Consider the following 22034-nt stretch of genomic DNA (forward strand, 5'->3'; position numbering starts at 1 on the left):
AAGAGCAGCACAACGAGAGGCGCGGGCGGTGGGCTTAGTGACGTGTGACGTGGGCATTTCGGTCGACGGCTTTGTGGCCGGGCGGAATCAGACCCTGGACGAACCGCTCGGAGTAGGCGGCGAGCACCTGCACCGGTGGATGTTCGAGGAACCGGAGCAGCACGCTGCGGAATTGGCCGCCATCACCGAAGCGGGTGCCTTCATCATGGGTCGGAACATGTTCGGCCCCATCCGCGGCGAGTGGGACGAGCCGTGGAGCGGATGGTGGGGCGACGAGCCGCCGTATCACGCCCCCGTGTTCGTACTGACTAACCATGCTCGCGACCCGTTGGAGATGGACGGTGGGACCACATTCTTCTTCGTCACCGAGGGAATCGAGGCTGCGATGGAGCAGGCCCGCGCTGCGGCAGGTGAATCGTCCGTGTCCGTTGCCGGCGGTGCTTCCACCATCAACCAGTACCTGGCCGCCGGCTACATCGATGAGTTGCGACTGCACATTGCCCCAATAGTGCTGGGCGCGGGTGAGCGTCTCTTCGAAGGCAATGCGGGACTTGACCTCGAGCCGGTAAGCAGCCGCTCGACGTCGCTCGTCACCCACGTGACGTACCGAGTGGGAGTAACAGAAACCGGATGACTGCAACGGCGCGCACACTGACGATTGTTCTCCTGGTCGCGGCGGCGGTCGTCACGTCCGGCTGCTCGGCTGCACCCGAACCGGCACCATCGCCGGCGAGTGCCGAGCCGACACCCTCGGCCGCAGCCCCGGTGGACATGATGGACCGAGTCGGGAATGCCGACTGGGAGTGCGGCCAGTTCAGCGCACTTCGGGGCATCGAAGCCCGATCTTGGTGGCAGCACGACAACGGACTGATCGACGACGACGCCTACGACTCCCGGCTTGCGGCACTGAAGGATGCTTGGGTGCACACTGTCTTTGGAGACTCGAGCGTCACTCCAAGCCTTCGCGAGGCTCAGCGAGCAGCCACGGACGGCGTCGGCGAGGACAATGCTGAATTCCAAAGGGCCACCACTGCAGTCACTCTTGCCTGCGACGCCGCTGGCTCCATCGTTTCTTACGGCGCGCTTCTGGAAATGGGCGGGTAAGCACCTCGCTTGAAGTCGACGACTCACATCACTAGCATCGTTTCATCGAACATAGTTTCGAACGAACTAGCTGGGGTGAGATTATGCAACTCGACCATGAGCCGGTCATCGTGCGTACCGTTGGAGCCGTACCCGCGTGGGTGCAGTGGCGCGGGACGACGTACTCCGTCACCGACACACCGACCGCGCTCTACGGATACATCGCCGAGGCGCCGACACATCCGTTGCAGCCGCGGGTCGGCTGGAGATTCCAGGGAACCAGTCCGGCGGGCGAAACGCACGTCTTTGACGTCCGCCAGACCAACCTGGAGCGATGGGATCTCGTCGCAATCTACGACTGAGCTGAGTGGGACTCGGCAAAGGCTTCCGCTCGCCCCTCTTATGGGGGATGATGAGCGCATGTCGGCTGTGGATGTTCCAGAGCAACGTACGCAGGCAATCCGCCTCCCGCGCGCATCAGTGACGTGGTCGCTCATTGCGGCCGCGCTGTTTCTCACCTCCGCTGCGCTTCAACTCGCGGCATCGCTTCAGCGGTGGGTGGTCTTCAGGGGCGCGTTCCCGGGTAACAAACTTTCGGTCGAAGACCATCTCTACGACTACACCTATCCCGCTGAACCTTGGGAGAGCATCGGCACCGCGGCGCAGCTCTTCGGCGCGGGCATCCTGATCGCTGCGGGCGGCGTGTTGGCCATGACGATCGCGGTCGTGAGCATGCCCAGAAAGGGATCGCACCGCGGCATCCGCATCCTCCTGGAGTTCGTGATTGCAGCCGTCATCGCCAGCTGGTTGGTGATGTACGGATTGCGCGCTCTTCTGTCGGGCCTCGCTGGTTCTCCAGTCGCCCTGCAACCCTCGGGATGGCTGGGCCTCGGCGCGTTCGTCGGCGTGATCGCTCTCGGGGTTCTTTGGCTGTTCCGTGCCCCCGCCGCCGCACTGGCCTGCATGTTCCTGATCGACACAGTGTCGGGCCAGCTCTTCTCCACGTTGCTGATGGCTCCCTTGGTCGCCGGTTACACATCGCACGACACCACCCCGTGGACGGAGACGGTCGGCGCGCTGGGGACGGGCGCTGCGGGAATCTCGATGATCCTCGCCGCCGTGTGGGCGCATCGGGTGGTCACCGACTAGAGGGGCCCAGCTCGAGTGGTTCCGTAAAGTCGCCGGGTGTACGCTCCGCATCAATAGCGCGCACGCGCTGAACCGCTGGAGGTGCCCAGTGAGTCGAGCGACATCCCTCTCCCGCGTCATCCAGAACCCGATCGCGGATGCCGAGGCTCGCGAGTCCTCCGCTCTCCTCGTCGGAGCCGTCGTCTTCGTGGCCGGAACGATACCGGCCCTGTTCGTCTTCTGGGGACGCGACCTGCCGATCTCCGGCCGCGGCTCCGTCGGGGAGTTCGCCGCGATCGGCTCGGGCATCGCCGCACTTCTTGCCGTCCTTTATGCCAGCCTGCTCAGATCAGCTCAGCAGCGCGATACCCGTACCTGGCGTCGGCTGCGCTGGTTCGATGTAGCGGCGATCTGCGCGGCGCACGCCGTCATCGCCCTGCTCGGCTGGATCGGCCTCGCTTCTGTCTTCAGTGCGAGCTTCCAAGGCGCGGAGGTGTACGGGACCTCGGCTGCAGTGCTCGCGGGCGTCATCATGGCGATCACCGCCTACGCAGCGTTCCTCTCCGCCATCAACCTCACACCGATGCTGCTCTCGCTCCTACTGGCCGTGTTCCTCGCCGTCGGCACACTGGCGAGCATGCTCAGCGCCAGCGATCCGCTCTGGTGGAAGGAAAACCTGAGTACGCTCGGGATCAATGACGACATCTCGGCGTTGGCTTTCAACCTGACCTTGATCATTGCCGGCGTCATGGTCACCACGATCTCGCACTATGCAACCGCGTGGCTGCCCACCGCTACACAGGCCGAGGCACGCGGGCGCTATCTCGTTCGGCTTGCACTGATCCTCATCGGCATCCTGCTCGCCTGCGTCGGGATCTTCACGCTAGATGAGTTCTTCGCCATTCATGGCTTGACCGCCTCCGGGATGGCTCTCATCTACGTGGCGATGGTCATTGCCTTGCCGTGGCTCGTGCCCTCCATGCCGCGGGTCTTCGTTCTGTTGGGCTATGTCTTCGTCGGGGTGATCGTCGTGCTGGCGATCTTCTACGTCACCGGGTACTACACCCTGACAGCGGTGGAGTTGATCGCGTTCGTGCTTATTTTCGCCTGGCTCATCGTGTTCCTCCGCACCGCGGGCTCGGTCGAGCCAAAGGTGGAGCTGAACGCCGAATAGGGTCAGCTGCTCCTGCGCATCGACCGGATGCCGACCCACAGTCCGACCGCGGCGAGCGCCAGCGCGGCGACCCAGCCCCAGAGCACGGTGACGCTCCCCAGATCGCCGGCGAACAGCATCCGCTCGGCCTGCACTACCCAGTTGATCGGGTTGACGACTGCGACGGCGCGCATCCAGCCCGGACCCTCGTCGAGCGGCAAAAGCATGCCGGAGAGGATCAGCAGTGGGAAGATCAGCGTCTGCTGCACACCCCAGAACAGCCACTCGCGATCTTTCGTCGCCAGCGCGAGCGAGTAGGACAGCGACCCGAGGCCGATCCCGAAGACCGCCAGCAGCGCCAGGCCGATCACGAGCCCTGGGGCGTGGATCGTGAAGCCGAACGGCCAGGCGATCAGCACGATGATGAGCGCCTGCACCACGATCGGTGCAATCTCTTTGAGCGCGCGCCCGACCAGCAGCGATGAGCGTGACAGCGGCGCGACGAGCGTGCGCTCGTGCGAGCCGGTCATCATCTCGTACTGCAGGTTCGAGCCGACCGCGCCGGTGCCGAAGAGCACGATCATGACCAGCACGCCAGGCACGAACCACTGCAGAGTCTCGCCGACCGGTCGCCCGGACGAGCCGACCAGCAACGGCGCGAACAGCCCAAGGAAGACGAGCGGTTGCACCAGGCTGAAAATGAGCGTGAACGGGTCCCGGATGACCGGCTTCAGTTCGCGCCGGAGCACATTCCAGGTGTCACGCGTCGGGGTCGACTTGACTGCGGTGTCGGTTTCTGTGGCGCTCATCGCTGGACTCCTGTCTTCTCGGCCGCGGCGGCCGGTTGGGTGTTCTCGTCTTGGTGTTCGTCGCTGGGCTCGCCCTCGCCGGCTTCGCGAAGCGTGCGCCCGGTGAGCGCGAGGAACACATCGTCGAGCGTCGGAGGCACCCCGGTAGCACGGTCAACCCGCAGTCCGGCGGCATCCAGCGCTCGGACGGCGGCCGGGAGGAGTGCGTCGCCGTCCGGGGCGGTGAGGGTGACGGATGCTTGCCCGTCGCGCGCGACCTCACGGTCGGTGAGCGTCTGCACCACCGCGATGGCTGCGTCGGCGTCGGCCGTGGTGGCAAAGCTCAGGGTCAACAGGTCGCCAGCCAGGTGGGATTTGAGCCGGGTGGCGGTGTCGTCCGCGATGACCCGACCCTTGTCCATGACCATGACGCGTTCCGCGTAGCGGTCGGCCTCCTCGAGGTAGTGCGTGGTGAGAAACACCGTCGTGCCGTGCTCGGTGCGCAGGTCGAGGATGTGCTGCCACAGGTTGGCGCGGCTCTGCGGGTCCAGCCCGGTCGACGGCTCGTCGAGGAATAGCAGCGGCGGTGCGTGCATGAGTCCGAGCGCGATATCGAGGCGCCGCTTCTGCCCGCCGGACAGCTGCTGCACCGAGCGGGTCGCAAACGGCGCGAGGTCGAGTGACTCGATCAGCTCGTCGGCGCGGGTTCGGGATGCAGCGGCCGACATCCCGTAGAACGCTCCTTGGCTGAGCAGTTCGTCGCGGACGCGCTGCGCGAAGCTGCCGCTGGTGAGCTGGCCGACGTAGCCGATGCTCGAGCGCACCGCGGCGGGTTGTTTCAGGATGTCGTGGCCGACGACCCGCGCGGTGCCGGAGGTCGGCGGCATCAGTGTGGTGAGCATCCGGAGGCTGGTCGACTTGCCTGCGCCGTTGGGGCCGAGGAAGGCGACGAGGGCGCCGCGCTCGACCTGGAAGGTGAGGTCGGTGACGGCCTCGACGGTCTTCTTCTTGACGGTGAAGCGCTTGGTGAGGGAGTGCGCTTCGATGATCGGTTCGCTGGTCATGCGTCGAGGGTAGGACGGTATGCGGACAGATTCTGTCCGCGATGTGTGAAATTCTTGGGGCATGTCCGATACGACTACACGGGCGCTCTCGCTGCTCAATCTGTTGCAGACGCACCGGCACTGGCCGGGAGCCGAGCTGGCCGACCGGCTCGGTGTGACGGAGCGGACGGTGCGACGGGATGTGGAGCGGCTACGCGAGCTGGGCTACCGGATCGAGTCGACGCCGGGGGCGAGTGGCGGGTACCGACTGGAAGCGGGAGCGGCATTACCGCCTCTCTTGCTGACCGACGAGGAGGCGGTGGCGATGGCAATCGGGCTGCGAGTTGCGGCCTCCCAGCGGCTGGTGTCGGGGCCGGAGACGACGGTTACGGCACTCGCGAAGCTTGAGCAGGTGCTGCCCGCTCCCCTGCGCCGGCGGGTCATCGCGCTGGCCGACGCGGTTCAGCCGGCGGGTATCAACGCCGGCGCCGCGGTATCAAGTGAGGTCCTCGGCGAGCTCGCCCTCGCCTGTCGGGATCATGAGCGGGTGCGTTTCACCTACACCGCGGCATCCGGTGAGGTGACCCGGCGTCGGGTGGAACCGCACGCGCTGGCCCCGGCGGACCGGCACTGGTATCTGCTGTGCTGGGATCTGGAGAAGGATGACTGGCGCACGTTCCGGGTCGACCGGCTGGAGGGCGTCGAGCACACGCGGGTGCTGTTCGAGCCGAAGCCGCTGACGCCCGAGCAGATCGAGGAGTTCGTCCTGGTGGCGCGGTCGTGGGTGCGGCAGGCGGTGGAGGCAGAGGCGGTGATGGAGCTGCCGCTGGCGGAGATGCGCGAGGTGTTCGGGCAATGGGGTCAGGGCGCGAACGCGGAGGATGACTTGCGAACGCGGTGGCCGGTGGGTGGCAGCGACTTCCGGGAGACCATGTATGGGTTGTCGTGGATACCGGCGGGGGTCGAGTACACGGTCGACTTGGATGACGTTCCCCGAGCCGAGTTGCGCGAAACGCTCGAGCGGATGCTGCGGGCGCTGGATGCGGCGCCGGCGCAGCAGAGCGACCGCCTCAAGGCATGAGGGGACGGATGTCGGTGGCTCCCGGCTAGAGTGTGGACACGTTCACGAGTCGCGGCTTTCGGTACCTGGCTGGCCGCGCGGCAACCCGAGTCCATCGACTTCCGGGTGCCCCAGGGGAAGAACGGGCGAGGCACCAACGGGTGCCACGCAAGATTCGATGGGGTTCGCCCCCAGAGAGGGCGGCAAGAATGCACGCCGGATGCACCGCTTGTGAACACCTGACCCGCGCAGAGGCCTATCGCTGGCTCGGAGAGAACCACTGGATACCAGCGCGCCACGGAGTCAACTGGATCGCAGAGGACCTGGAGCGCGCCATCGGCGGCCTTCGCCCGGGCGAAGAGCTCGAGGTCGACTACCGCGGCGAAGTCGCCGACGCACCGACGATCGCCATCCGCCGCTCGGCCAACGGTGTTTTCAGTGCCAAGGGACCGGGATGGCTGGCTCGAAACGACCGGCCACACGAGTTGGACGTGGCAGCCAAACGACGATCCGGACCCGCTGGCGCAGATCAGGTACGACCTGCTGTCGTTCATCAGGGATCGCCGCGGGGCGCAACGCGTGATCCTGATCCAGCCGAGCTGACCCGCACGAGATGCCCACTCAACGCGGGAGTGGGTATCTCGAAGCGCGGCCACCTCAGGCGCAGATCACCCCTCGCGGATGAGGCGGCTATCAGCGTCCCGGTGCGACATTGGTGTCCAAATCGGCCGCCGTTGAACGATTCGAGCGGCGACTTCGCCCGAACGACCGGGAAGGCACTCTGATGGCATTCGACACCCTCATGGTTATCGCCGGCGTCTACCCCGACCTCAAGTCCGCCGAGGATGACTACGACCTAGTCAAAGAGCTCCACTCCAAGGAGGGGCTCATGGACGCCTACGACGCCGCCGTCATCCATCGCCGCGACGACGGCAAGGTGAAAATCACCCGCAAGCACGAGACCCCGACCCGGGTCGGCGGCGTGCTCGGCGGTGGCGCGGGACTGGCCACCGGGCTCGTCGTCGCGCTCTTCCCGTTCGCGGCGATCGGCGGCGGCCTCCTCGCAGCCACCTCAGCCGGCGGGGCAATTCTCGGGGCCGTCGCCGGTCACGCAGCGGCCGGCATGAGCCGCGACGACCTGAAGGAACTCGGCGAATCCCTCGATAACGGCGAAGCGGGCCTGGTTGTCGTCGGCGTGACCGATATGGAAGCGCGGATCGAAGAGGCCATGCGCCGCGCGGAAAAGCTCGAGAAAAAGCAACTCAAGGCGGACGTCGAGGCCCTCGAGCGCGACGCGAAGGAAGCTTCCGGTCAGTAGAGCCCCCGCACCGTGCTACGACCTCAGCGCGACCGGTTCGCCCGCACGGTCGCAACGATCGACATCGTCACCGCCAGTGCCATCACCACCAGGAAGATCACGACGGCAATCACGTTCACTTGTGGCGGCACTCCGCGCTTGGCCGCGCCCCAGACGTACATCGGGAAAGTCATCGCGTTGCCCGAGTTGAAGTTCGTGATGATGAAATCGTCCAGCGACAGCGCGAATGCGAGCACCGCCCCGGCCAAGATGCCGGGTGCCGCCAGCGGCAGGGTGACCCGCCTGAAGGTGCGCCACGGCGTCGCGTAGAGGTCGGCCGCCGCCTCGGTGAGACTCGGATCGAGCATCGCCAGCCGCGCCTTCACGACGATGATCACGAAGCTGATGCAGAACATGATGTGGGCAAGCAGGATCGCGACCGGGCCGAGCGGGATCCCGACGTTCACATACAGCGTGAGCAGGGACGCCCCGAGCACCACCTCCGGCATGGTCATCGGCAGCAGCACCAGGATGTTGGCCATCCCCTGCCCCCGGAACCTGAACCGGGTGAGCGCGTAGGCAGCCAGCACGCCGATGATCGTCGCCGCGAGCGCGGCACCCAGCGCGATCTGCAGGCTCAGGGCAACGGAGTCGCACAGGCCGTACGGGCCGCACATGTTCGTCCAGTTGTCGAGCGTGAACTCGTTGAAGGTGAAGTTGTAGCGGCCAGCTGGCTTGTTCAGCGACATCACGACGATGACGGCGATGGGCAGCAGCAGGTACACGGTGGCCAGCGCGCCGATCACACGAATGATGTGGCGGCCGAAGAATGCGGCCGTACGCTCCCGCAGCGGCGAATAGTTCAGCCGAGCCGAGGACTCCGGAGCCGTCGAGACGCTCATGACACTCCCCTACAAGATTTCGTTTGTGCGCGACCGGCGCATCGAGATGGTGACCAGGCCGATGATCAGCACGATGAGCGACACCGAAAGAGCGGATGCCATCGGGTAGTCGAGAGCGCGCAGGTACTGGCTCTCGATCACGTTGCCGATCATCTGCGTGTCCACGCTGCCGAGCAGTTGCGCATTGACGAAGTCGCCGGCAGCCGGAATGAAAACGAGCAGGCATCCCGACACGATCCCGGGCAGCGACAACGGCAGGGTTACCCGCCGGAACGCACGGAATCCGCTCGCATACAGGTCGGTGGCGGCCTCGATCAGCCTCTTGTCGAGGCGATCCAGGCTCACATAGATCGGCAGGGTCATGAACGGCAAGAAGTTGTACGTCAAGCCGGCGATGACCGCCGTCGGCGACGCGAGCAGCCACTGATCGGGCGCCAGGATGTGCAGTGACCGCAGCACCTCCACCACGATCCCCTGATCGGCGAGGATTGTGGTCCAGGCCAGCGTGCGCACCAGGAAGCTTGCGAACAACGGCGCCACGACCAGCACCAACAGCAGATACTTCCAGCGGCCGGCCTTGAAGACGATCATGTAGGCCAGCGGGTAGGCGATAAGCAGCGCACACAGGGTGGCGATCGCCGCGTAGGTGATGGACCGCAGGAACCACGGCCAATAGGCGCCGACGGCGCTCACGTAGTTGCCCACCTCGAAGGTGAACGCAAAGCCCTCGGAGAACGACCCCGACTGCAGCGACCCCATCAGCAGGGTGACCATCGGTGCCAGGAAGAACAGCAGCAACCACACCACCATGGGGGCGAGGAGCAGATACGGCGCGAGAGTTCTGCGCCTTTCGGCGCTGAGTGCGGACACCATGACCAACTACGCGCTCGGGCCCTGGTTGGCCGGGGCGGCCGGTCGTTCGGGGTCGATGCTCACGGCGCGCGTGTCGGCTCCGACCGGGCTGCCCTCGCCGGCGTGGGGATCCTCATTGCCGTCCAACGCGAAAGTGTGATCCCGGTGCCAGCGCAGTTTCACCGGCGTGCCCGGGGCGAGTCGCCGTGCGGTTGAGTGGTTCTGCACGAACGCCTTCATCGTGTCGTCCATCCCGGTGACGGCCACCACGTACTCGGTGCCGATGCCGATGTAGGAGGAGTCGAGCACGACGCCTGAGATCTCGTTCTCTGAAGAGTCGGGGGCGCCGTCCTCGACGAGGTGAACCTTCTCCGGCCGGACGCCGACGAAGACCTGAGCGTTCGTGCTGTGTATCCGATCCCGGGGAATGCGCACCGACTGCCCCGCGACATCCGCGACCACGAAGTCGCCTTCGCTCCCACGCACGTCGGCGTGCAGCAGGTTCGAGCTGCCGAGGAAGTTCGCCACAAACGCCGTACGCGGCGACTCGTACAGCTCCTCCGGGGCACCCATCTGCTCGATCCGGCCCTTGTTCATGACCGCGATCTTGTCGGCCATGGTCATGGCTTCTTCCTGGTCATGGGTGACGTGCAGGAAGGTGAGACCAAGCTCGGCCTGGATCTGCTTGATCTGGTACTGCATCTGACGGCGCAGCTTCATGTCCAGCGCGCCCAACGGCTCATCCAGCAGCAGCACCTGCGGCTCGTTCACGATCGCGCGTGCGAGCGCGACGCGCTGCTGTTGGCCGCCCGACAGCTGCGCCGGCTTGCGATGCGCCATGCTCGCAAGCTCGACCGTTTCGAGAATCCGGTTGACCTTCTCCTTGATGTCCTTCTTGCGCCGCTCTCGCAGCCCGAACGCCACGTTCTCGAAGACCGTCAGGTGCGGGAACAGGGCGTACGACTGGAACACCGTGTTGACCGGCCGCCGGAACGTCCGCAGCTGAGCGATATCGGTACCCGACAGCAGGATCTGACCCCCATCGGGTTGTTCCAGGCCGGCCACCATCCGCAGGGTCGTGGTCTTGCCGCATCCGGATGGCCCCAACAGGGCGAACAACTCACCGCTCGGAATCGTGAGGTCGAGGTGATCGACCACGGTGTTCTTGCCGTAGCGCTTCACCAGCCCGCGAAGTTGGAGGTCCCCGTCTCGGGCGGTAGTCGTCCCCCCGACGGTGCTTGCGGTGGCCTCGGTCGTGGTGTCTGTAATGCTCACAGACCCAGCGCCTTGTCGAACGCGGACTGGTACTTCTGGTTGTCGTCGATGCTGAGCGACATGTAGGTGAACATCTGCTTCATCGACTCGGAGTCGGGGAAGATGAGCTGGTTGTCCGCGAGCTCAGGGTCGATGTTTGCCATCGCATCCTGTGCACCGGCGACGGGGCAGACCGCGTTGACGTACGCCGCTACCTGCGCGGCGATCTCGGGCTCGAAGTAGAAGTCGATGAGCTCGTGCGCGCCGTCCGAGTTCGGCGCACCCTCGGGCACCATCATGACGTCTTCCATCAGCACTCCGCCCGATTCGGGGATGAAGAACTTGATGGCGGGATTGTCCTTGCTCAGCTGCACCACGTCGCCCGCCCATGCGAGACAGGCGCCGAGGTTGCCCTGCGCGAGGTCCGACGCGTAGTCATTGCCGGTGAAGCGTCGCAGCTGGCCACTGGCACGGGCCGCTTCGATGTCCTCGATGGCTTGGTCGAAGTCGTCGTCGGTGAAGTTGCCCGGGTCGGCTCCGTTGGCGAGCATCAGCGTGCCCGTGGTCTCACGCAGCTCGGTCAGGAGCGACACCTTGCCCTTGAGGGCGGGGTCGTTCAGCAGCTCGACGACCGATCGGACGTCCTTGCCCGTGACATCCGTGTTGACCGCGATGCCGACCAGCCAGCCTTGCCAAGGCAAGGAGTACTTGCGAGAAGGATCGAATGCCGGGCTCTCAAACGCCGGCAGCAGGTTCCTCGAGTTCGGGATCTTGGACTTGTCCAGGGCAGCGGCCCAGTCGAGCGAGATGAACCGGCCGCCCATCCAGTCCGTCGGGCTGACGAGGCTGGCGGGGATTCCTTGGCCGTTCTGCATGAGCGGCTGCACCTTCGCGAACCACTCGTCGTTGCTGTTGATCTCGGCAAGGTACTCGGTGTGGATCCCGGTGAGCTCCTTGAACTGCTCGAGGCTCGGGATGGTGCCGTCATCCTCGGTGTCGACCGACAGCGGCCAGTTGGCCCAGATGAGCTCGTCGGTTGCACCATTTCCAGGCCCGGCGACACTGCCGCCCGGCTTTGTGGTGCAGGCCGCGAGGAGCGATACGCCTCCGGCGATTGCTGCGAACTCCAGCAGCTGTCGGCGGGACATGCCCCGCATTGCGGGCAACCGTGTGCCCCCCTGATGTGATGCTGATCGGAAGGTACCCATGATTCCTTTTCCACTGCCATAGTGCTGTCGGTCATGCCCCGGCAGAGTGATGAAAATCCCCCACGCCCGCGGTTGGCTCGATTATGGCCTAGCGGTGCGAGGGAAGGGAAATCGCCCCCTGATGGGGGCGTGAGCCGCCCCTTCTCGCGCGGTGGGAGGAACCGGGCTAGTCTCATCACCGGCTGGCGGTGGTACGTCTGGGGCGGTGCGGCCTGGATCGGCCAGGCGCTCCTCTTCGGCAGCCGGTGGCTTGTGCTCTACGCCGGAATCGCGCTCGGAACCGGTGTAACGGTCGTCGATGCCGAAGTCGGTAGGCGTGCCGGTCCCCTCCCGGTGTGATTGCGCGCATCCGGCACGACGCGGGGTGAGCAATGCCCGTAGGCTGGCGGTGTATCAGCAGCAATGGAGGGGATTGCTACTTTGACCACCACGAACGAGCCCGTGGCCGATGACCTTTCGTTGAGGCCGGCAACGGTGGCGTGGTGACGGGGCACGCCGAGCGCACGCGTTCCCCCCTAACAAGGCTGATCGCCAAGAGCTTCGAGCTCGACTCTCTGCCCACCTTTCTGAAGCAACTCCCCACATTTCTGCTGTACATGGCTGCAGTGATCGGCAGCTTCCTCATCCCAGGATTGATCGTCTCGAACCTGGCAGCACTCGTCGTTGGGGCGATTCTCATTCTGGGAGTCACCCTCTTCGCAGGAATCGTGACGCTGCGACCAGCGCTTTCCCACCTGGCACTGGTGGTGCCGGCCGTCGACTTCGTCGCGATCGGCGTGCTCCGCTTCGCCACCGGCGAGACACAGTCGATCTTCGCCTCACTTGTCGTGCTCCCGGTGCTGTGGGTCAGTTCCATTGCCGGGCGACGCTACGTTGCCTACGCGATCGCGGGAGCGTTCACCTCCGTCATCCTGCCCGTGTTGCTGGGCGTACACGTCGAGGTGAAGGCCGATGAGATCATCAGGGCGGCTTTCAACCCGGTCGCTTTCGGGGTGGCGGCCTTCGTCGTCAACGAACTGGCGCGACAGGCTCGTCGTCAGGTCAAGGCGGCGCAATTGAAAGAGCAGGTCAGTGCGACTGAATTGACGCGAGCGGCCGCCGTTCAGCGCGCAATGCTGCCCAAAGACGGATCCTCCCTTGAGGGCTTCGATGTTGCCGGGGTCTGCGTGCCGTCCAAGAGCGTTGGTGGCGACTTCTTCGACTGGTATCCGGCGGATGGCGGCCTCGCCTTGACGCTGGGTGACGTGATGGGCAAGGGGGTCGGTGCCGGCATGATCGCTGCCACTGCCCGCGCTGTGATGCGCAGCGCCGTCGACGACGCCCGACCGACGGTCGCCCTGGAACGACTGGCAGCCTGCCTGAACACCGAGCTCAGCGAGGAGGCCGCGTTCGTCACCCTCTTCCATGCAAGGATGACCCCAGACGGCCGCGTCAGGTACGTGGATGCAGGGCATGGGCTCACGCTGCATGTGCACGCGGACGGCACTGTAGAAAGGCTGGCCTCGCTGGACTTGCCGGTCGGAGTCGATGATCAGGTGATCTGGAACGAACGCGAACTCACCCTGAATCCCGGCGACATGCTGCTCAGCTTCAGCGACGGAGTCCTCGATCTGGGCGATGGCACCCTGAGCGCCGTCGACGAGGTGGCTAAGATCGCGGCGGCATCCGGGTCGGCCACCGAAGTGGCGCATGCCCTATCGACGCGCGCCTCGCGGCGCTCGAACCCCGACGACGTCACGCTGGTTGCGTTGCACCGCCAGCCCGTTTCCGCCGCCCACTGAACAAACACGCCACACTAGAAGGAACATCGATGGAGATAACAGCACACGACGCCGATGCGGGGTTCACCATTCTGCGCCTGGTCGGCCGCCTCAACATGGTGACCGCTCGCCAGCTGCGCAGTTCTGTGGCAGAAGCCGTGGCCGAGGGCCGCTCCAGACTTGTCGTCGATCTGGCACAGACAGAGTCGATGGATTCCTCCGGGCTGGGCGTGCTCATCAACAGCCTGAAAGTCGCACGCCAGGCCGGAGGCGACTTGCGGATCGCGGCACCCAACGAACAGGTGAAGCTCGTGTTGCAGCTCACCAACATGGAGCGGCTGTTCCACGCGCATCCGAGCGCCGAAGTGGCGTACCAGAATGACTGACGCGTTGCGGCGGACGTACGTCCTGGAGTCCCCGCCGGACGACGTGGAGACGGTGCATGATCTGCTCGCCTCGCTTTGGAGTGAGGCGCCTCAGGTGACCAATGGCGACCGCATCCGCTTCGAGACGGCGCTGATCGAGTTGGCCGCGAACGTCATGACGTACGCCGTCCCGGGTGGCACGGTCGAGTGCACGCTCCTCATCGAGGTGACGGATGTCCGGATCATCGCCACGCTCACCGATTCTGGGTACGAGGCGGATATCCCGCTCACCGACGGCAGGATGCCCGGTGAGTTGCAGGAGGCAGGGAGGGGCCTGCTCCTCATGCGTGCCCTGGTCGACGAGATCGAGTACACGCGCGAGGGAGACCTGAACCGTTGGAGGATCGCCAGGAACCTCGCCGAATGAGGGCGGCACGCATAGGACCTTCGCCCGTACGCCTCGCGGTGATCCGGGTGGTCACCGTGGTTGCAGTCGCGCTCGGCATCAACTACATCGCCTGGCGGTGGTTGGACTCGCTCAACTGGGAGGCGTGGTGGATCGCCGTTCCCCTGGTGGTTGCAGAGACCTACAGCCTCATCGATGTCTCGCTGTTCGCCATGACCGTGTGGAAGGCTCGCGGTCGGCCGGCGCCTCCCCCGCCCCCGGACTCCGCGACAGTCGATGTCTTCATCACCACCTACAACGAACCCATCGAACTGGTGCTCGACACCGTTCGGGCCGCCCTCGGCATCCGCTACCCGCACTCGACCTGGGTGCTCGACGATGGTGCCCGTCCGGAGCTGGAGGCAGAACTGGAGCGCCTCGGCGTCGGATACATCACGCGAGGCGACGAATGGCTGGGCAAACCGCGGCACGCCAAGGCCGGCAACCTGAACAACGCCCTCATGGCGACGAGCGGGGAGTTCATCCTCGTGCTCGATGCGGACCAAGTGCCGAAGTCGGACATCCTCGACAAGGTGCTCGGGTACTTCACCGACGATGCCCTGGCGCTCGTGCAGACGCCGCAGGTCTTCAGCAACGTGGCGCCCGGAGACCCACTCGGCAGCCAGGCGCCGCTCTTCTACGGGCCCATCCTGCAGGGCAAGGACGGCTGGAACGCCGCATTCTTCTGCGGGTCGAACGCGGTGCTGCGCCGCGAAGCGCTGATGCAGCTGGGGGTGGTCGCCTACGTTCGCGAGGTCGACCGGTCGGTCGCCACCGCCCTGCGCGCAGCATCCGTGGTGATCGCCAAGGCGAGGCGGCACCCCTCGGCCCGCTCGCGGGCGGTGGCCAGAGCCCTGCGGGCGGTGCAGGCGGCCGTCGGTGTGGCGCGGAAGGACCTCCGTTCTGGCACCCCGCTGGCTGAGGTGACCTACCAGCTCGAGCAGAAGGTCAACGCGGTGAGCGCCGCAATTGTGGCGTCGGATTTCGCCTCGGTGAGCGATGACCTGCGGACCATCCGCCGACTTGCCGGCGAAGTCGAGGTGCCGGAGGACGATTTCGACATTGGAGCCGCCATTTCGGCGCTGTCATCCCGCGAGCTCTCCCCCATGAACGCGCTCGAGGCTGTGCACTCCGCCCTGCAGTCGATCGCAGTCGACCGGCCGGATGAGGCGCAGCCCCTGATGCCGCTGGCGACTATTTCCGTGACAGAAGACATGGCGACATCAATGCGCCTGCATCGCATGGGATGGAAGAGCGTCTACCACCACGAAAAGCTGGCCGATGGGCTTGCCCCGGAAGACCTCGGCACCATGCTCACTCAGCGGTTGCGCTGGGCGCAGGGCACGATGCAGGTGTTCTTGCGCGAGAACCCGCTGGTGCAGCGCGGGATGTCGCTGGCGCAGCGGCTGATGTACTTCTCCACGATGTGGAGCTACTTGTCCGGCTTCGCTGCCGTGGTTTATTTCGCTGGCCCAGCCATCTTCCTGCTGTTCGGCGTGCTGCCGGTCAATGCCATCTCGGCCGACTTCGCCATCCGTTTCGTGCCGTTCATGATCGTGAACCAGCTGCTGTTCCTGTTTGCGGCACGCGGTGTACCGACTTGGCGCGGGCAGCAGTACAGCCTGGCGTTGTTCCCGGTGTGGATCAACGCGTGTTGGACCGCGTTCCGGAATGTGGTGTTCTCGACCCCGCTCGATTTCGCGGTCACCCCGAAGACGAGGCAGGCTTCCACGCGCCAGTGGTGGCGAATCCGGTGGCAGCTGCTGGTGATGGCTGTGCTGGTCGTCTCGCTGATTGTCGGCGGTGTCCGGCTGGTGGCAGGTGACGCTGACCTGCTCGGCACGGTGGTCAACGTCGCGTGGGCCGTTTTCGACCTGATCGTGTTGAACGTCGTGCTGACCGCGGCCCGGCACCGCGCGCCGGAAACATTCAGCCCTATGTGAGCGACTCCGTGAGCGCGCCGAACGGTAACTCGCGGCCGAGAATGTTCTGGGCCGCGCGGTGGCCGGAGCGCAGCGCAGCCGTGACCGTGGCGGGGTCTTCCGTCCAGGTGGCTTCACCTGCAATGTGCAGCACGCCCTCGATCGGGGTGGCCAATAGGTCGTGGTCATCGGCGCCCGCGCCCGGCTTCATGTAGGCGTAGGAACCGCGCGAGTACGGGTCGTCCTGCCAGTTGGTGATCAGCACCTGGTGAGGGACGTCGACTTGGTCTCCGTAGACACCCCGCAGGGCTTCGAGGACGGAGTCGGCGATCTGGTCGGCGCTCCACGATCGCGTCTCGATCGCGCTCGGGCCTGCCGCAAACGTCAGCAGGGTGGGCACTCCATCCAGCGCCGTCAAGTCGTACCAGGAGTGCCACCACTTGCCGGCCTCACCCTGCTGTCGAATGGCGTAGACCTCGTCATCCCAGAACTTGGTGGGGAAGCGCAGGAAGACCTTCTCGAAGTTGTTCATCTCGAATCCGCTGATCGCTCTGGCGTGCTTCTCAGGCAGCGGCGGCTCAAAGACGAAGTCACCGGATTTCAGGACGCCGATCGGCACCGTGACCGTCGCCCTGGCGGCCATGAACTCGCCCTGGTCGGTGCTGACAGTGACGCCCTCCGGCGTCCAGGCAATACGCGTGACAACGTGCTCAAGCCTGACGTCGAGGTCCTCGGCAAGATTTTCGGCGAGCTCGTCGAACCCGTCGGGAAACACGACCTCATCCCCGAAGATGACATCGTCGTCCAGCCCGCGTGCGGCAAGGTCCCCAGCCCACACCCCGTACTGCTCTTCAGAACGATGCAGCAGGAATTCGCGCACGCGCTCCGCGCGGTCCGCATCCCAAGCCAGGCCGGCCAGGGCCGTCTCGATGGCCTCCTGGTAGGTGCCGTGCGATTCGGATGCGTCAACGGCGGCAGCGAGATGTTCATCAAAGTGGCGGATGTCGTCGGCGAACCTCTGCACCGCGTCGTCGTCCAGCCGCTCCCCCGTCGGACCGTAGTAGGCGATGGGGCGACCGTCTGGCTGGTAGCTGCCGACCGTGAACTCAGCCGTGCGCATGCCGAAGGCGCTCACCACATCGGCCAACGGATTGTCGTCGATGCCGTGGATCCAGGACGCACCGCGGTCGGCGACGAAGCCGTCGGCGCGGTGGCTCCAGGTGCGGCCGCCGATGCGATCGCGCGCCTCAAGCACGACCACTCGCTGCCCAGCCTGTGCGAGCAGGCGCGCCGCGGTCAGCCCGGATACGCCCGCCCCTATGACGACGGTGTCAAAGACCTGCATGGAGTCAGCGTAGCGATGCGCAGCTCTGGCCTAATTCGCGGGCCTCGCCATCCCGTAGGAGCTCGCGCTCAATTCCTTCCAGCCGAAGGTGTCAAAGCTTCTTGACATGGAGTACAGTTTTCATGACACCCGACCGCGCCACACACCGGATGAAGGAGAAGTGAATGACCACCACTCGCACCCCCGCTAGCAAGGGCGTGTCATCGATGCGTTCCTCGGCGATTGTCGCCGGGACGAGCCTTGCGGTGATGGCCGTGATCGCCCCCATCGCCGTGTTCGCGGCACTTCCTGCTGGACAGACCGCTCTGGCAGGGATGATTCTCCTCGTCGTCGCCATGCTCGACGTGATCGTGGCGTACACCGTGGTCGCGGCGCTCGACCCAACTGACAGCGTCCTGGCGCGGATCACCGCGGGCCTGCGCCTTGCGTATGCCGCAGCATTCGCCGTGGCGGCATCCAGGCTTCTCACCGCCGATGACGTCAGCGGTTTCCAGCAGATTTGGGATGCAAGCCTGCTCCTGTTTGCCGCCCACCTCATCGCCCTCGCGCTGCTCGGGTGGCGTACGGGCTTACTGCCCCGCTGGATTGGCGTTCTCGTGATGCTTGCTGGGGCCGGCTATCTCATCGATGCTGTGGGCCCGGCGTTCGGTGTCGACCTCGCCGTCTCCACCATCTCCTTCGTGGGCGAGGTGGTGCTTCTCATCTGGTTGCTCATCCGTGGATTGCGCAAGGAAAGCCGGGCCTAGAGCCAGCTACTCTTCCTGCTGCGGACTCCAGCGCACGCCGTGGTCAGTACAGAAAGTTGTTGTGACCGCTCTCCCCTGCAAGCACGCGGCATCGACGAGCTCTCTTTGCCCAACTGGTTCTGAAAGCTCGACCGTGAGTGGCACCGTGTCATTGCCCAGGCAGGTGTATGCGCCCTCCTGCAGGGGTTCCACGTCGGTCCGGATCACGATGCGGTCCTTCTCATTGGTCACCTCGGGATCGAGGACGGTGCCGGTCTTGCCGCCAGAACACTCCAGTCGTACGACGCCGAGGTGCAGGGTCGTGGACTCCGCGCTGATCTCATCGACATTTGACAACTCCCACACACCGACCGCCGGCGGCTGAGGTGACGAAGCGCACCCGGTCAGCATTGCCGCACCAATCAACACACAGCCCCACCAAGACGCTGAGCGTCTCGAAGCAGAGTGGACTGTAGTCACTGCTGTCGACCGCGTTCGTCACTCATCGGCACCCCCAGGACCCTCAACGCAAGGATAGGCAGCCCGAGGCTTGTGCCGCTAGGAATCGGCACTTCCCCACCCAGAACGCCTTTTCCTCCCTCCTGGACGCGCGGTTGTACAGGAGATGTTGCCGTCACTGTCACCCCATGGGGCCGACAAGACCCGCGCGATGAGCGAGCACCGCGGCCTGCACACGATCGCGCACTCCGAGCTTGAGGAGCACCTGAGCGACGTGGGTCTTCACGGTCGTCTCTGCGAGGTGAAGGTGCGCAGCGATCTCGGCATTCGAGCGACCGTCTGCCAGCGAGCGGAAAACGTCGCGCTCACGCTCGGTTAGCGCGTCGTACCCGCGGGGTGGAGCGGGCGCTTCGGGTCGTGCGACGAAGCTGTCGATCAGCTGCTCGAGCACGCGAGGGCTGAGAGTCGTCTCGCCGAGAGCACAGTCCTTCACCGCACGCAGGAGAGCGTGCGGCTCAGTGGTCTTCAGCAGGAACCCCGCCGCGCCCGCACGCAACGCCTCGGCCACATAATCGTCGACGTCGAACATCGTGAGGATCAGCACACGGATGCCGGGATGGCGCGCCCGCAGCTCTCGCGTCGCGCTGATTCCCCCGCCGGCGGGCATCTCGACATCCATCAGCACGATGTCGGGCTGGAGTTCATCGCAGCGGTGAACACCCTCGGGGCCACTGGCCGCTTCGCCTACGACTTGGATGCCCGGGTCGCTGGCGAGCACAGTCCTCAGGCCGGCACGCAGGAGGGCGTTGTCGTCCACTATGAGCACGCGAACGCTCACGCCGGCATCCTCTCCAGCGGGAGGGCCGCTTCAACCCGGAATCCGCCGGTGACGCCCGGCTGGGCGGAGAAGCTTCCGCCTGCGAGCTCGACGCGTTCTCGCAACCCAACAAGTCCGTATCCGGGTACGTGAGCGGCCGCGAGTGGGCGTCCGGAATCGGCGATGATGACACGCAGCGACTCACCTGCCCTGATGATCTCAACGGATGCCGAACTCGCCTCCGAGTGACGCAGAACGTTGGTGAGCCCCTCCTGCACGACACGCACGACAAGCGGTTGAAGGGGTGTCGGCACCTCGTCCGCATCGAAAGACACCGCAAGTCCGGCCAGTCTGAATCGCTCTATCAGGGCCGTGGCGGACGGTTCCGGCGACGGCCCCGCAGCGGCATCCGATCCGGTGGCGACCTGTGTCGTCGCTTCGTTGCGGCCGAGCTCGACCAGGGCATCGACGGCCGTATGGTGCGCGATGGCGAGTGCTGAGCGTGCACGTTCGGGGTAGGTGGGCCAAGATACTTCAGCGGCGGCGGCCTGCACGGCGATCACCCCGACAGCGTGCGACACGGTGTCATGCAGCTCACGGGCGAAGTCGCCACGTTCCGCTGCGAGCGCTGCATCGATTGCGGGACGCACGGCCTCGATGCGTTCTGCCTCGGCGCGCCGCGCCGACGCCATCCCCATGCGCGCGAGACGGACAACGAGGCCGGTCAGAGCCGCCACCGCGACGGTCAGCAGGTTGGCCCACACGTTGAGGGGTTCGACGATCATGGTCGCCACACCGACCAAAGCGCCGAGCGCCGCTATGGTCGCGATCGCGGTCAGTGCGCCGGCCCGCGTCGCCACTCCGTACGCGAGGAGTCCGAAGCCTGCGAACACCCAAATGCCTCCGAATACCGGCATCCCGACGAGCGCTGACGCCAGCCACACGGCGCCCACGGTGAGTGCCCCGGCAACCGGAGCGAGACGCCACCACACGACGGTCGATGCCGCCAGCGCGGTGGTGAGCGCCGAAGCCCACCCCGCGTAAGGCTCAAGGTGTCCGATGTAAGCGAGACCTTCGCCCACCGCGAGGGCGATCGTGGCCGCCGCGATCACGAGGTCGGACCCTGCCATACCTCCACGGCGAGCGCGCGAACCGTCCGCCGTGTCAGATGGGTGCACCACGTCGCGGAGCAGACCCAGCTGACGGCGCAGTTCCGCCGTCGCCTCGCGGCTTGCCCGGTGCACCGCACGTGCCGCAGCACCGAGGTCGGCGTGCGGGTCGTTCTCAGAACCCGCGGCCAGACTCTCGATCTGGGCGAGCGATACCCGCAACTGCCGGTCGATGTCGCTCGACAGGCGCGTGCGCTCTTCGGCGACCGCGCGGGCGATGATCTCGTCGTCGTCCAGTTGGAGCGAAGTCTGCGCTGACCGTCGGGCCACGCGCGCCTGCGACATCGAGCGCGCGATGACCACACCCACGAGCCACAGCAGCGCGGCAACGATGCCCAGGAAGACGGCATCCAGAACACCACCGTGCCAGCCCACCGCGACACCGGTCGCCACGAGCGCAATGAGCACGGCAACGGCGACGATGCGGCGGACGAGCATGCGCTCAGCATGCCATGACGCGCTACCGGGCGTCCTCGTTCGAAAGGATGACCCGCGCTCCTTCTGTGGGCGGGATAGATCGGTGCCGTGTGGGCGAGGCGGCGCACCGTCGACCGTTCATACCGTGGCCTCACTCAGCCCCGCAGGGGCACCTAATCGGAGGTCATCATGCGTCTTTCCTGGTATCACGTCGTAGCTCTCATCTCGAATCTCGCGCTCGGGGCGATCGCCATGGCCGACACCGTGGTCAAGGGGACCACAGGCGGGTCGATTATCCCGCTGGAGGATCCAGCTACAGGGAGTGCCGTCCTCATGCTGCTGGTGATCAACCTGGTCCACGGCGTCGCCTATGCGGCGCTGGTCTTCGTGCTGCTGAAGGAGCGCGCACGGTTCGCCGCAGCGAATCGTTTCGCGCGGGTGATGCGTGTTGGGCTCATCGTCGTATGCGCGGCACTCGCCTTACCATTCCTCGTGCTGCAGCCGATCGCCCTGCTTGGGGGCATTCCCGTCGGGTCCGGGTTCATGCTCGAGGTCTCGACGTGGGTCGGCAGCCCGGCGTTCATCGGCACATTCCTCTTCTCGGCCGCTCTGGGCCTCTCCCTCATTCGCAGAAACCCGCTCGGCATCGGCGGCCGCGTGCTGTTGGGTGTCCTGCCAGCGTTCCTGCTTGTGATCGCGCTCGCGTTCATCAGCCCCGACTGGGCACACCCCGGCATCGCCGAGGTCGTCGCCGGTGTCGGCCTCGCGCTGCTCGGAGCGGGTTCCGCTCGCGCCCGAGTGGTCGCTCCCTCGCTAGTCGAGTCGAAGGCCACAGCCTGACA

The 22034-nt window shown here is 65.7% G+C and carries 25 protein-coding genes and 1 riboswitch; of the genes, 15 read left to right on the top strand and 10 right to left on the bottom strand.

Annotation, left to right across the window (positions count from 1 at the left end; all coding sequences use genetic code 11):
* Window positions 1-28: 28 nt before the first annotated feature.
* The 5 genes from HGK58_RS10775 (at window position 29) to HGK58_RS14085 (ending at window position 3385) form a co-directional block, all read left to right on the top strand.
* Window positions 29-634: a dihydrofolate reductase family protein gene (locus tag HGK58_RS10775; RefSeq protein ID WP_349236200.1), complete on the top strand. Its 606-nt coding sequence runs from the start codon at window positions 29-31 to the stop codon at window positions 632-634.
* Window positions 631-1104, top strand: coding sequence for a hypothetical protein (locus HGK58_RS10780; protein ID WP_168627569.1), 474 nt, complete (start codon window positions 631-633; stop codon window positions 1102-1104). The genes HGK58_RS10775 and HGK58_RS10780 overlap by 4 nt, the downstream gene beginning before the upstream one ends.
* 83 nt (window positions 1105-1187) lie before the next feature.
* Entirely contained in the window at window positions 1188-1445 is a 258-nt protein-coding gene (locus HGK58_RS10785; protein ID WP_168627570.1) for a hypothetical protein, read from the top strand.
* 58 nt (window positions 1446-1503) lie between these two features.
* Window positions 1504-2232 carry a hypothetical protein gene (locus HGK58_RS10790; RefSeq protein WP_168627571.1) on the top strand — a complete coding sequence of 243 codons (729 nt, stop codon included), beginning with the start codon at window positions 1504-1506 and terminating at the stop codon, window positions 2230-2232.
* Window positions 2233-2320: 88 nt separating this feature from the next.
* Window positions 2321-3385 carry a DUF998 domain-containing protein gene (locus HGK58_RS14085; protein WP_168627572.1) on the top strand — a complete coding sequence of 355 codons (1065 nt, stop codon included), beginning with the start codon at window positions 2321-2323 and terminating at the stop codon, window positions 3383-3385.
* Window positions 3386-3387: 2 nt separating this feature from the next.
* Here HGK58_RS14085 and HGK58_RS10800 read toward each other — a convergent pair whose 3' ends face one another.
* Window positions 3388-4173, bottom strand: a complete 786-nt coding sequence (locus HGK58_RS10800) for an ABC transporter permease (protein ID WP_168627573.1) — start codon at window positions 4171-4173, stop codon at window positions 3388-3390.
* The gene (locus tag HGK58_RS10805) at window positions 4170-5216 is read right to left on the bottom strand and encodes an ATP-binding cassette domain-containing protein (protein ID WP_210422826.1); all 1047 of its coding nucleotides are present in this window, start codon (window positions 5214-5216) and stop codon (window positions 4170-4172) included. Before HGK58_RS10805 ends, HGK58_RS10800 begins: the two co-directional genes overlap by 4 nt.
* 61 nt (window positions 5217-5277) lie before the next feature.
* On the opposite strand from HGK58_RS10805, the gene HGK58_RS10810 reads away from it, so the two are divergent.
* The 3 genes from HGK58_RS10810 (at window position 5278) to HGK58_RS10820 (ending at window position 7573) form a co-directional block, all read left to right on the top strand.
* Window positions 5278-6276, top strand: coding sequence for a YafY family protein (locus tag HGK58_RS10810; protein ID WP_168627574.1), 999 nt, complete (start codon window positions 5278-5280; stop codon window positions 6274-6276).
* A gap of 40 nt (window positions 6277-6316) precedes the next feature.
* Window positions 6317-6436, top strand: a riboswitch (SAM riboswitch).
* A gap of 257 nt (window positions 6437-6693) precedes the next feature.
* Window positions 6694-6858 (top strand): hypothetical protein, encoded by a 165-nt coding sequence (locus HGK58_RS10815; protein ID WP_168627575.1) that lies wholly within the window; start codon window positions 6694-6696, stop codon window positions 6856-6858.
* Window positions 6859-7039: 181 nt separating this feature from the next.
* Window positions 7040-7573, top strand: a complete 534-nt coding sequence (locus tag HGK58_RS10820) for a DUF1269 domain-containing protein (protein WP_168627576.1) — start codon at window positions 7040-7042, stop codon at window positions 7571-7573.
* A 23-nt stretch (window positions 7574-7596) separates the two neighbouring features.
* Here HGK58_RS10820 and HGK58_RS10825 read toward each other — a convergent pair whose 3' ends face one another.
* The 4 genes from HGK58_RS10825 to HGK58_RS10840 all read right to left on the bottom strand — a co-directional run bounded on the left by HGK58_RS10825 (window position 7597) and on the right by HGK58_RS10840 (window position 11708).
* Window positions 7597-8454 (bottom strand): ABC transporter permease, encoded by an 858-nt coding sequence (locus HGK58_RS10825; RefSeq protein WP_168627577.1) that lies wholly within the window; start codon window positions 8452-8454, stop codon window positions 7597-7599.
* Window positions 8455-8463: 9 nt separating this feature from the next.
* Window positions 8464-9324 (bottom strand): ABC transporter permease, encoded by an 861-nt coding sequence (locus HGK58_RS10830; RefSeq protein WP_349236201.1) that lies wholly within the window; start codon window positions 9322-9324, stop codon window positions 8464-8466.
* A gap of 9 nt (window positions 9325-9333) precedes the next feature.
* Window positions 9334-10491 carry an ABC transporter ATP-binding protein gene (locus tag HGK58_RS10835; RefSeq protein ID WP_210422911.1) on the bottom strand — a complete coding sequence of 386 codons (1158 nt, stop codon included), beginning with the start codon at window positions 10489-10491 and terminating at the stop codon, window positions 9334-9336.
* Window positions 10492-10577: 86 nt separating this feature from the next.
* Window positions 10578-11708 carry a spermidine/putrescine ABC transporter substrate-binding protein gene (locus tag HGK58_RS10840; RefSeq protein ID WP_168627579.1) on the bottom strand — a complete coding sequence of 377 codons (1131 nt, stop codon included), beginning with the start codon at window positions 11706-11708 and terminating at the stop codon, window positions 10578-10580.
* A gap of 189 nt (window positions 11709-11897) precedes the next feature.
* Between HGK58_RS10840 and HGK58_RS10845 the strand changes: the two genes are divergently transcribed.
* From HGK58_RS10845 to HGK58_RS10865, 5 genes are all read left to right on the top strand, one after another.
* The gene (locus tag HGK58_RS10845; RefSeq protein ID WP_168627580.1) at window positions 11898-12107 is read left to right on the top strand and encodes a hypothetical protein; all 210 of its coding nucleotides are present in this window, start codon (window positions 11898-11900) and stop codon (window positions 12105-12107) included.
* A 257-nt stretch (window positions 12108-12364) separates the two neighbouring features.
* Window positions 12365-13549 carry a SpoIIE family protein phosphatase gene (locus HGK58_RS10850; protein ID WP_168627581.1) on the top strand — a complete coding sequence of 395 codons (1185 nt, stop codon included), beginning with the start codon at window positions 12365-12367 and terminating at the stop codon, window positions 13547-13549.
* A 29-nt stretch (window positions 13550-13578) separates the two neighbouring features.
* A complete protein-coding gene (locus tag HGK58_RS10855) occupies window positions 13579-13914 on the top strand; it encodes an STAS domain-containing protein (protein WP_168627582.1) in 336 nt (111 codons plus the stop codon).
* Entirely contained in the window at window positions 13907-14320 is a 414-nt protein-coding gene (locus tag HGK58_RS10860) for an ATP-binding protein (RefSeq protein WP_168627583.1), read from the top strand. The genes HGK58_RS10855 and HGK58_RS10860 overlap by 8 nt, the downstream gene beginning before the upstream one ends.
* Window positions 14317-16281 carry a glycosyltransferase gene (locus tag HGK58_RS10865; protein ID WP_168627584.1) on the top strand — a complete coding sequence of 655 codons (1965 nt, stop codon included), beginning with the start codon at window positions 14317-14319 and terminating at the stop codon, window positions 16279-16281. The genes HGK58_RS10860 and HGK58_RS10865 overlap by 4 nt, the downstream gene beginning before the upstream one ends.
* Here HGK58_RS10865 and HGK58_RS10870 read toward each other — a convergent pair.
* The gene (locus HGK58_RS10870; RefSeq protein ID WP_168627585.1) at window positions 16274-17605 is read right to left on the bottom strand and encodes an NAD(P)/FAD-dependent oxidoreductase; all 1332 of its coding nucleotides are present in this window, start codon (window positions 17603-17605) and stop codon (window positions 16274-16276) included. The two genes, HGK58_RS10865 and HGK58_RS10870, sit on opposite strands and share 8 nt — an antisense overlap.
* A 164-nt stretch (window positions 17606-17769) precedes the next feature.
* Here HGK58_RS10870 and HGK58_RS10875 point away from each other — a divergent pair, with 164 nt between their 5' ends.
* Window positions 17770-18351 carry a DUF4386 family protein gene (locus HGK58_RS10875; RefSeq protein WP_168627586.1) on the top strand — a complete coding sequence of 194 codons (582 nt, stop codon included), beginning with the start codon at window positions 17770-17772 and terminating at the stop codon, window positions 18349-18351.
* Between the two features lie 6 nt (window positions 18352-18357).
* Here the strand turns inward: HGK58_RS10875 and HGK58_RS10880 are convergent, their stop codons facing one another.
* The 3 genes from HGK58_RS10880 to HGK58_RS10890 form a co-directional block, all read right to left on the bottom strand.
* Window positions 18358-18741 (bottom strand): hypothetical protein, encoded by a 384-nt coding sequence (locus HGK58_RS10880; RefSeq protein WP_168627587.1) that lies wholly within the window; start codon window positions 18739-18741, stop codon window positions 18358-18360.
* A 229-nt stretch (window positions 18742-18970) separates the two neighbouring features.
* A complete protein-coding gene (locus tag HGK58_RS10885) occupies window positions 18971-19627 on the bottom strand; it encodes a response regulator transcription factor (RefSeq protein ID WP_168627588.1) in 657 nt (218 codons plus the stop codon).
* Entirely contained in the window at window positions 19624-21213 is a 1590-nt protein-coding gene (locus HGK58_RS10890; RefSeq protein WP_168627589.1) for a histidine kinase, read from the bottom strand. Before HGK58_RS10890 ends, HGK58_RS10885 begins: the two co-directional genes overlap by 4 nt.
* A 168-nt stretch (window positions 21214-21381) precedes the next feature.
* Between HGK58_RS10890 and HGK58_RS10895 the strand changes: the two genes are divergently transcribed.
* Window positions 21382-22032 carry a hypothetical protein gene (locus HGK58_RS10895; RefSeq protein ID WP_168627590.1) on the top strand — a complete coding sequence of 217 codons (651 nt, stop codon included), beginning with the start codon at window positions 21382-21384 and terminating at the stop codon, window positions 22030-22032.
* The last annotated feature ends 2 nt before the right edge of the window (window positions 22033-22034 follow it).

Origin of the sequence: Cryobacterium sp. BB307, from assembly GCF_012274275.1 — a bacterium.
GTDB lineage: Bacteria > Actinomycetota > Actinomycetes > Actinomycetales > Microbacteriaceae > Terrimesophilobacter.

What these genes read in the sequence shown, in the direction of transcription:
- HGK58_RS10825 (WP_168627577.1), bottom strand. Translation starts at nt 8,454, where the DNA reads ATGAGCGTCTCGACGGCTCCGGAGTCCTCGGCTCGGCTGAACTATTCG.
- HGK58_RS10800 (WP_168627573.1), bottom strand. Translation starts at nt 4,173, where the DNA reads ATGAGCGCCACAGAAACCGACACCGCAGTCAAGTCGACCCCGACGCGT.
- HGK58_RS10890 (WP_168627589.1), bottom strand. Translation starts at nt 21,213, where the DNA reads ATGCTCGTCCGCCGCATCGTCGCCGTTGCCGTGCTCATTGCGCTCGTG.
- HGK58_RS10875 (WP_168627586.1), top strand. Translation starts at nt 17,770, where the DNA reads ATGACCACCACTCGCACCCCCGCTAGCAAGGGCGTGTCATCGATGCGT.
- HGK58_RS10855 (WP_168627582.1), top strand. Translation starts at nt 13,579, where the DNA reads ATGGAGATAACAGCACACGACGCCGATGCGGGGTTCACCATTCTGCGC.
- HGK58_RS10865 (WP_168627584.1), top strand. Translation starts at nt 14,317, where the DNA reads ATGAGGGCGGCACGCATAGGACCTTCGCCCGTACGCCTCGCGGTGATC.
- HGK58_RS10880 (WP_168627587.1), bottom strand. Translation starts at nt 18,741, where the DNA reads ATGCTGACCGGGTGCGCTTCGTCACCTCAGCCGCCGGCGGTCGGTGTG.
- HGK58_RS10870 (WP_168627585.1), bottom strand. Translation starts at nt 17,605, where the DNA reads ATGCAGGTCTTTGACACCGTCGTCATAGGGGCGGGCGTATCCGGGCTG.
- HGK58_RS10820 (WP_168627576.1), top strand. Translation starts at nt 7,040, where the DNA reads ATGGCATTCGACACCCTCATGGTTATCGCCGGCGTCTACCCCGACCTC.
- HGK58_RS10850 (WP_168627581.1), top strand. Translation starts at nt 12,365, where the DNA reads ATGGCTGCAGTGATCGGCAGCTTCCTCATCCCAGGATTGATCGTCTCG.
- HGK58_RS10780 (WP_168627569.1), top strand. Translation starts at nt 631, where the DNA reads ATGACTGCAACGGCGCGCACACTGACGATTGTTCTCCTGGTCGCGGCG.
- HGK58_RS10790 (WP_168627571.1), top strand. Translation starts at nt 1,504, where the DNA reads ATGTCGGCTGTGGATGTTCCAGAGCAACGTACGCAGGCAATCCGCCTC.
- HGK58_RS10810 (WP_168627574.1), top strand. Translation starts at nt 5,278, where the DNA reads ATGTCCGATACGACTACACGGGCGCTCTCGCTGCTCAATCTGTTGCAG.
- HGK58_RS10805 (WP_210422826.1), bottom strand. Translation starts at nt 5,216, where the DNA reads ATGACCAGCGAACCGATCATCGAAGCGCACTCCCTCACCAAGCGCTTC.
- HGK58_RS10895 (WP_168627590.1), top strand. Translation starts at nt 21,382, where the DNA reads ATGCGTCTTTCCTGGTATCACGTCGTAGCTCTCATCTCGAATCTCGCG.
- HGK58_RS10860 (WP_168627583.1), top strand. Translation starts at nt 13,907, where the DNA reads ATGACTGACGCGTTGCGGCGGACGTACGTCCTGGAGTCCCCGCCGGAC.
- HGK58_RS10840 (WP_168627579.1), bottom strand. Translation starts at nt 11,708, where the DNA reads ATGTCCCGCCGACAGCTGCTGGAGTTCGCAGCAATCGCCGGAGGCGTA.
- HGK58_RS10785 (WP_168627570.1), top strand. Translation starts at nt 1,188, where the DNA reads ATGCAACTCGACCATGAGCCGGTCATCGTGCGTACCGTTGGAGCCGTA.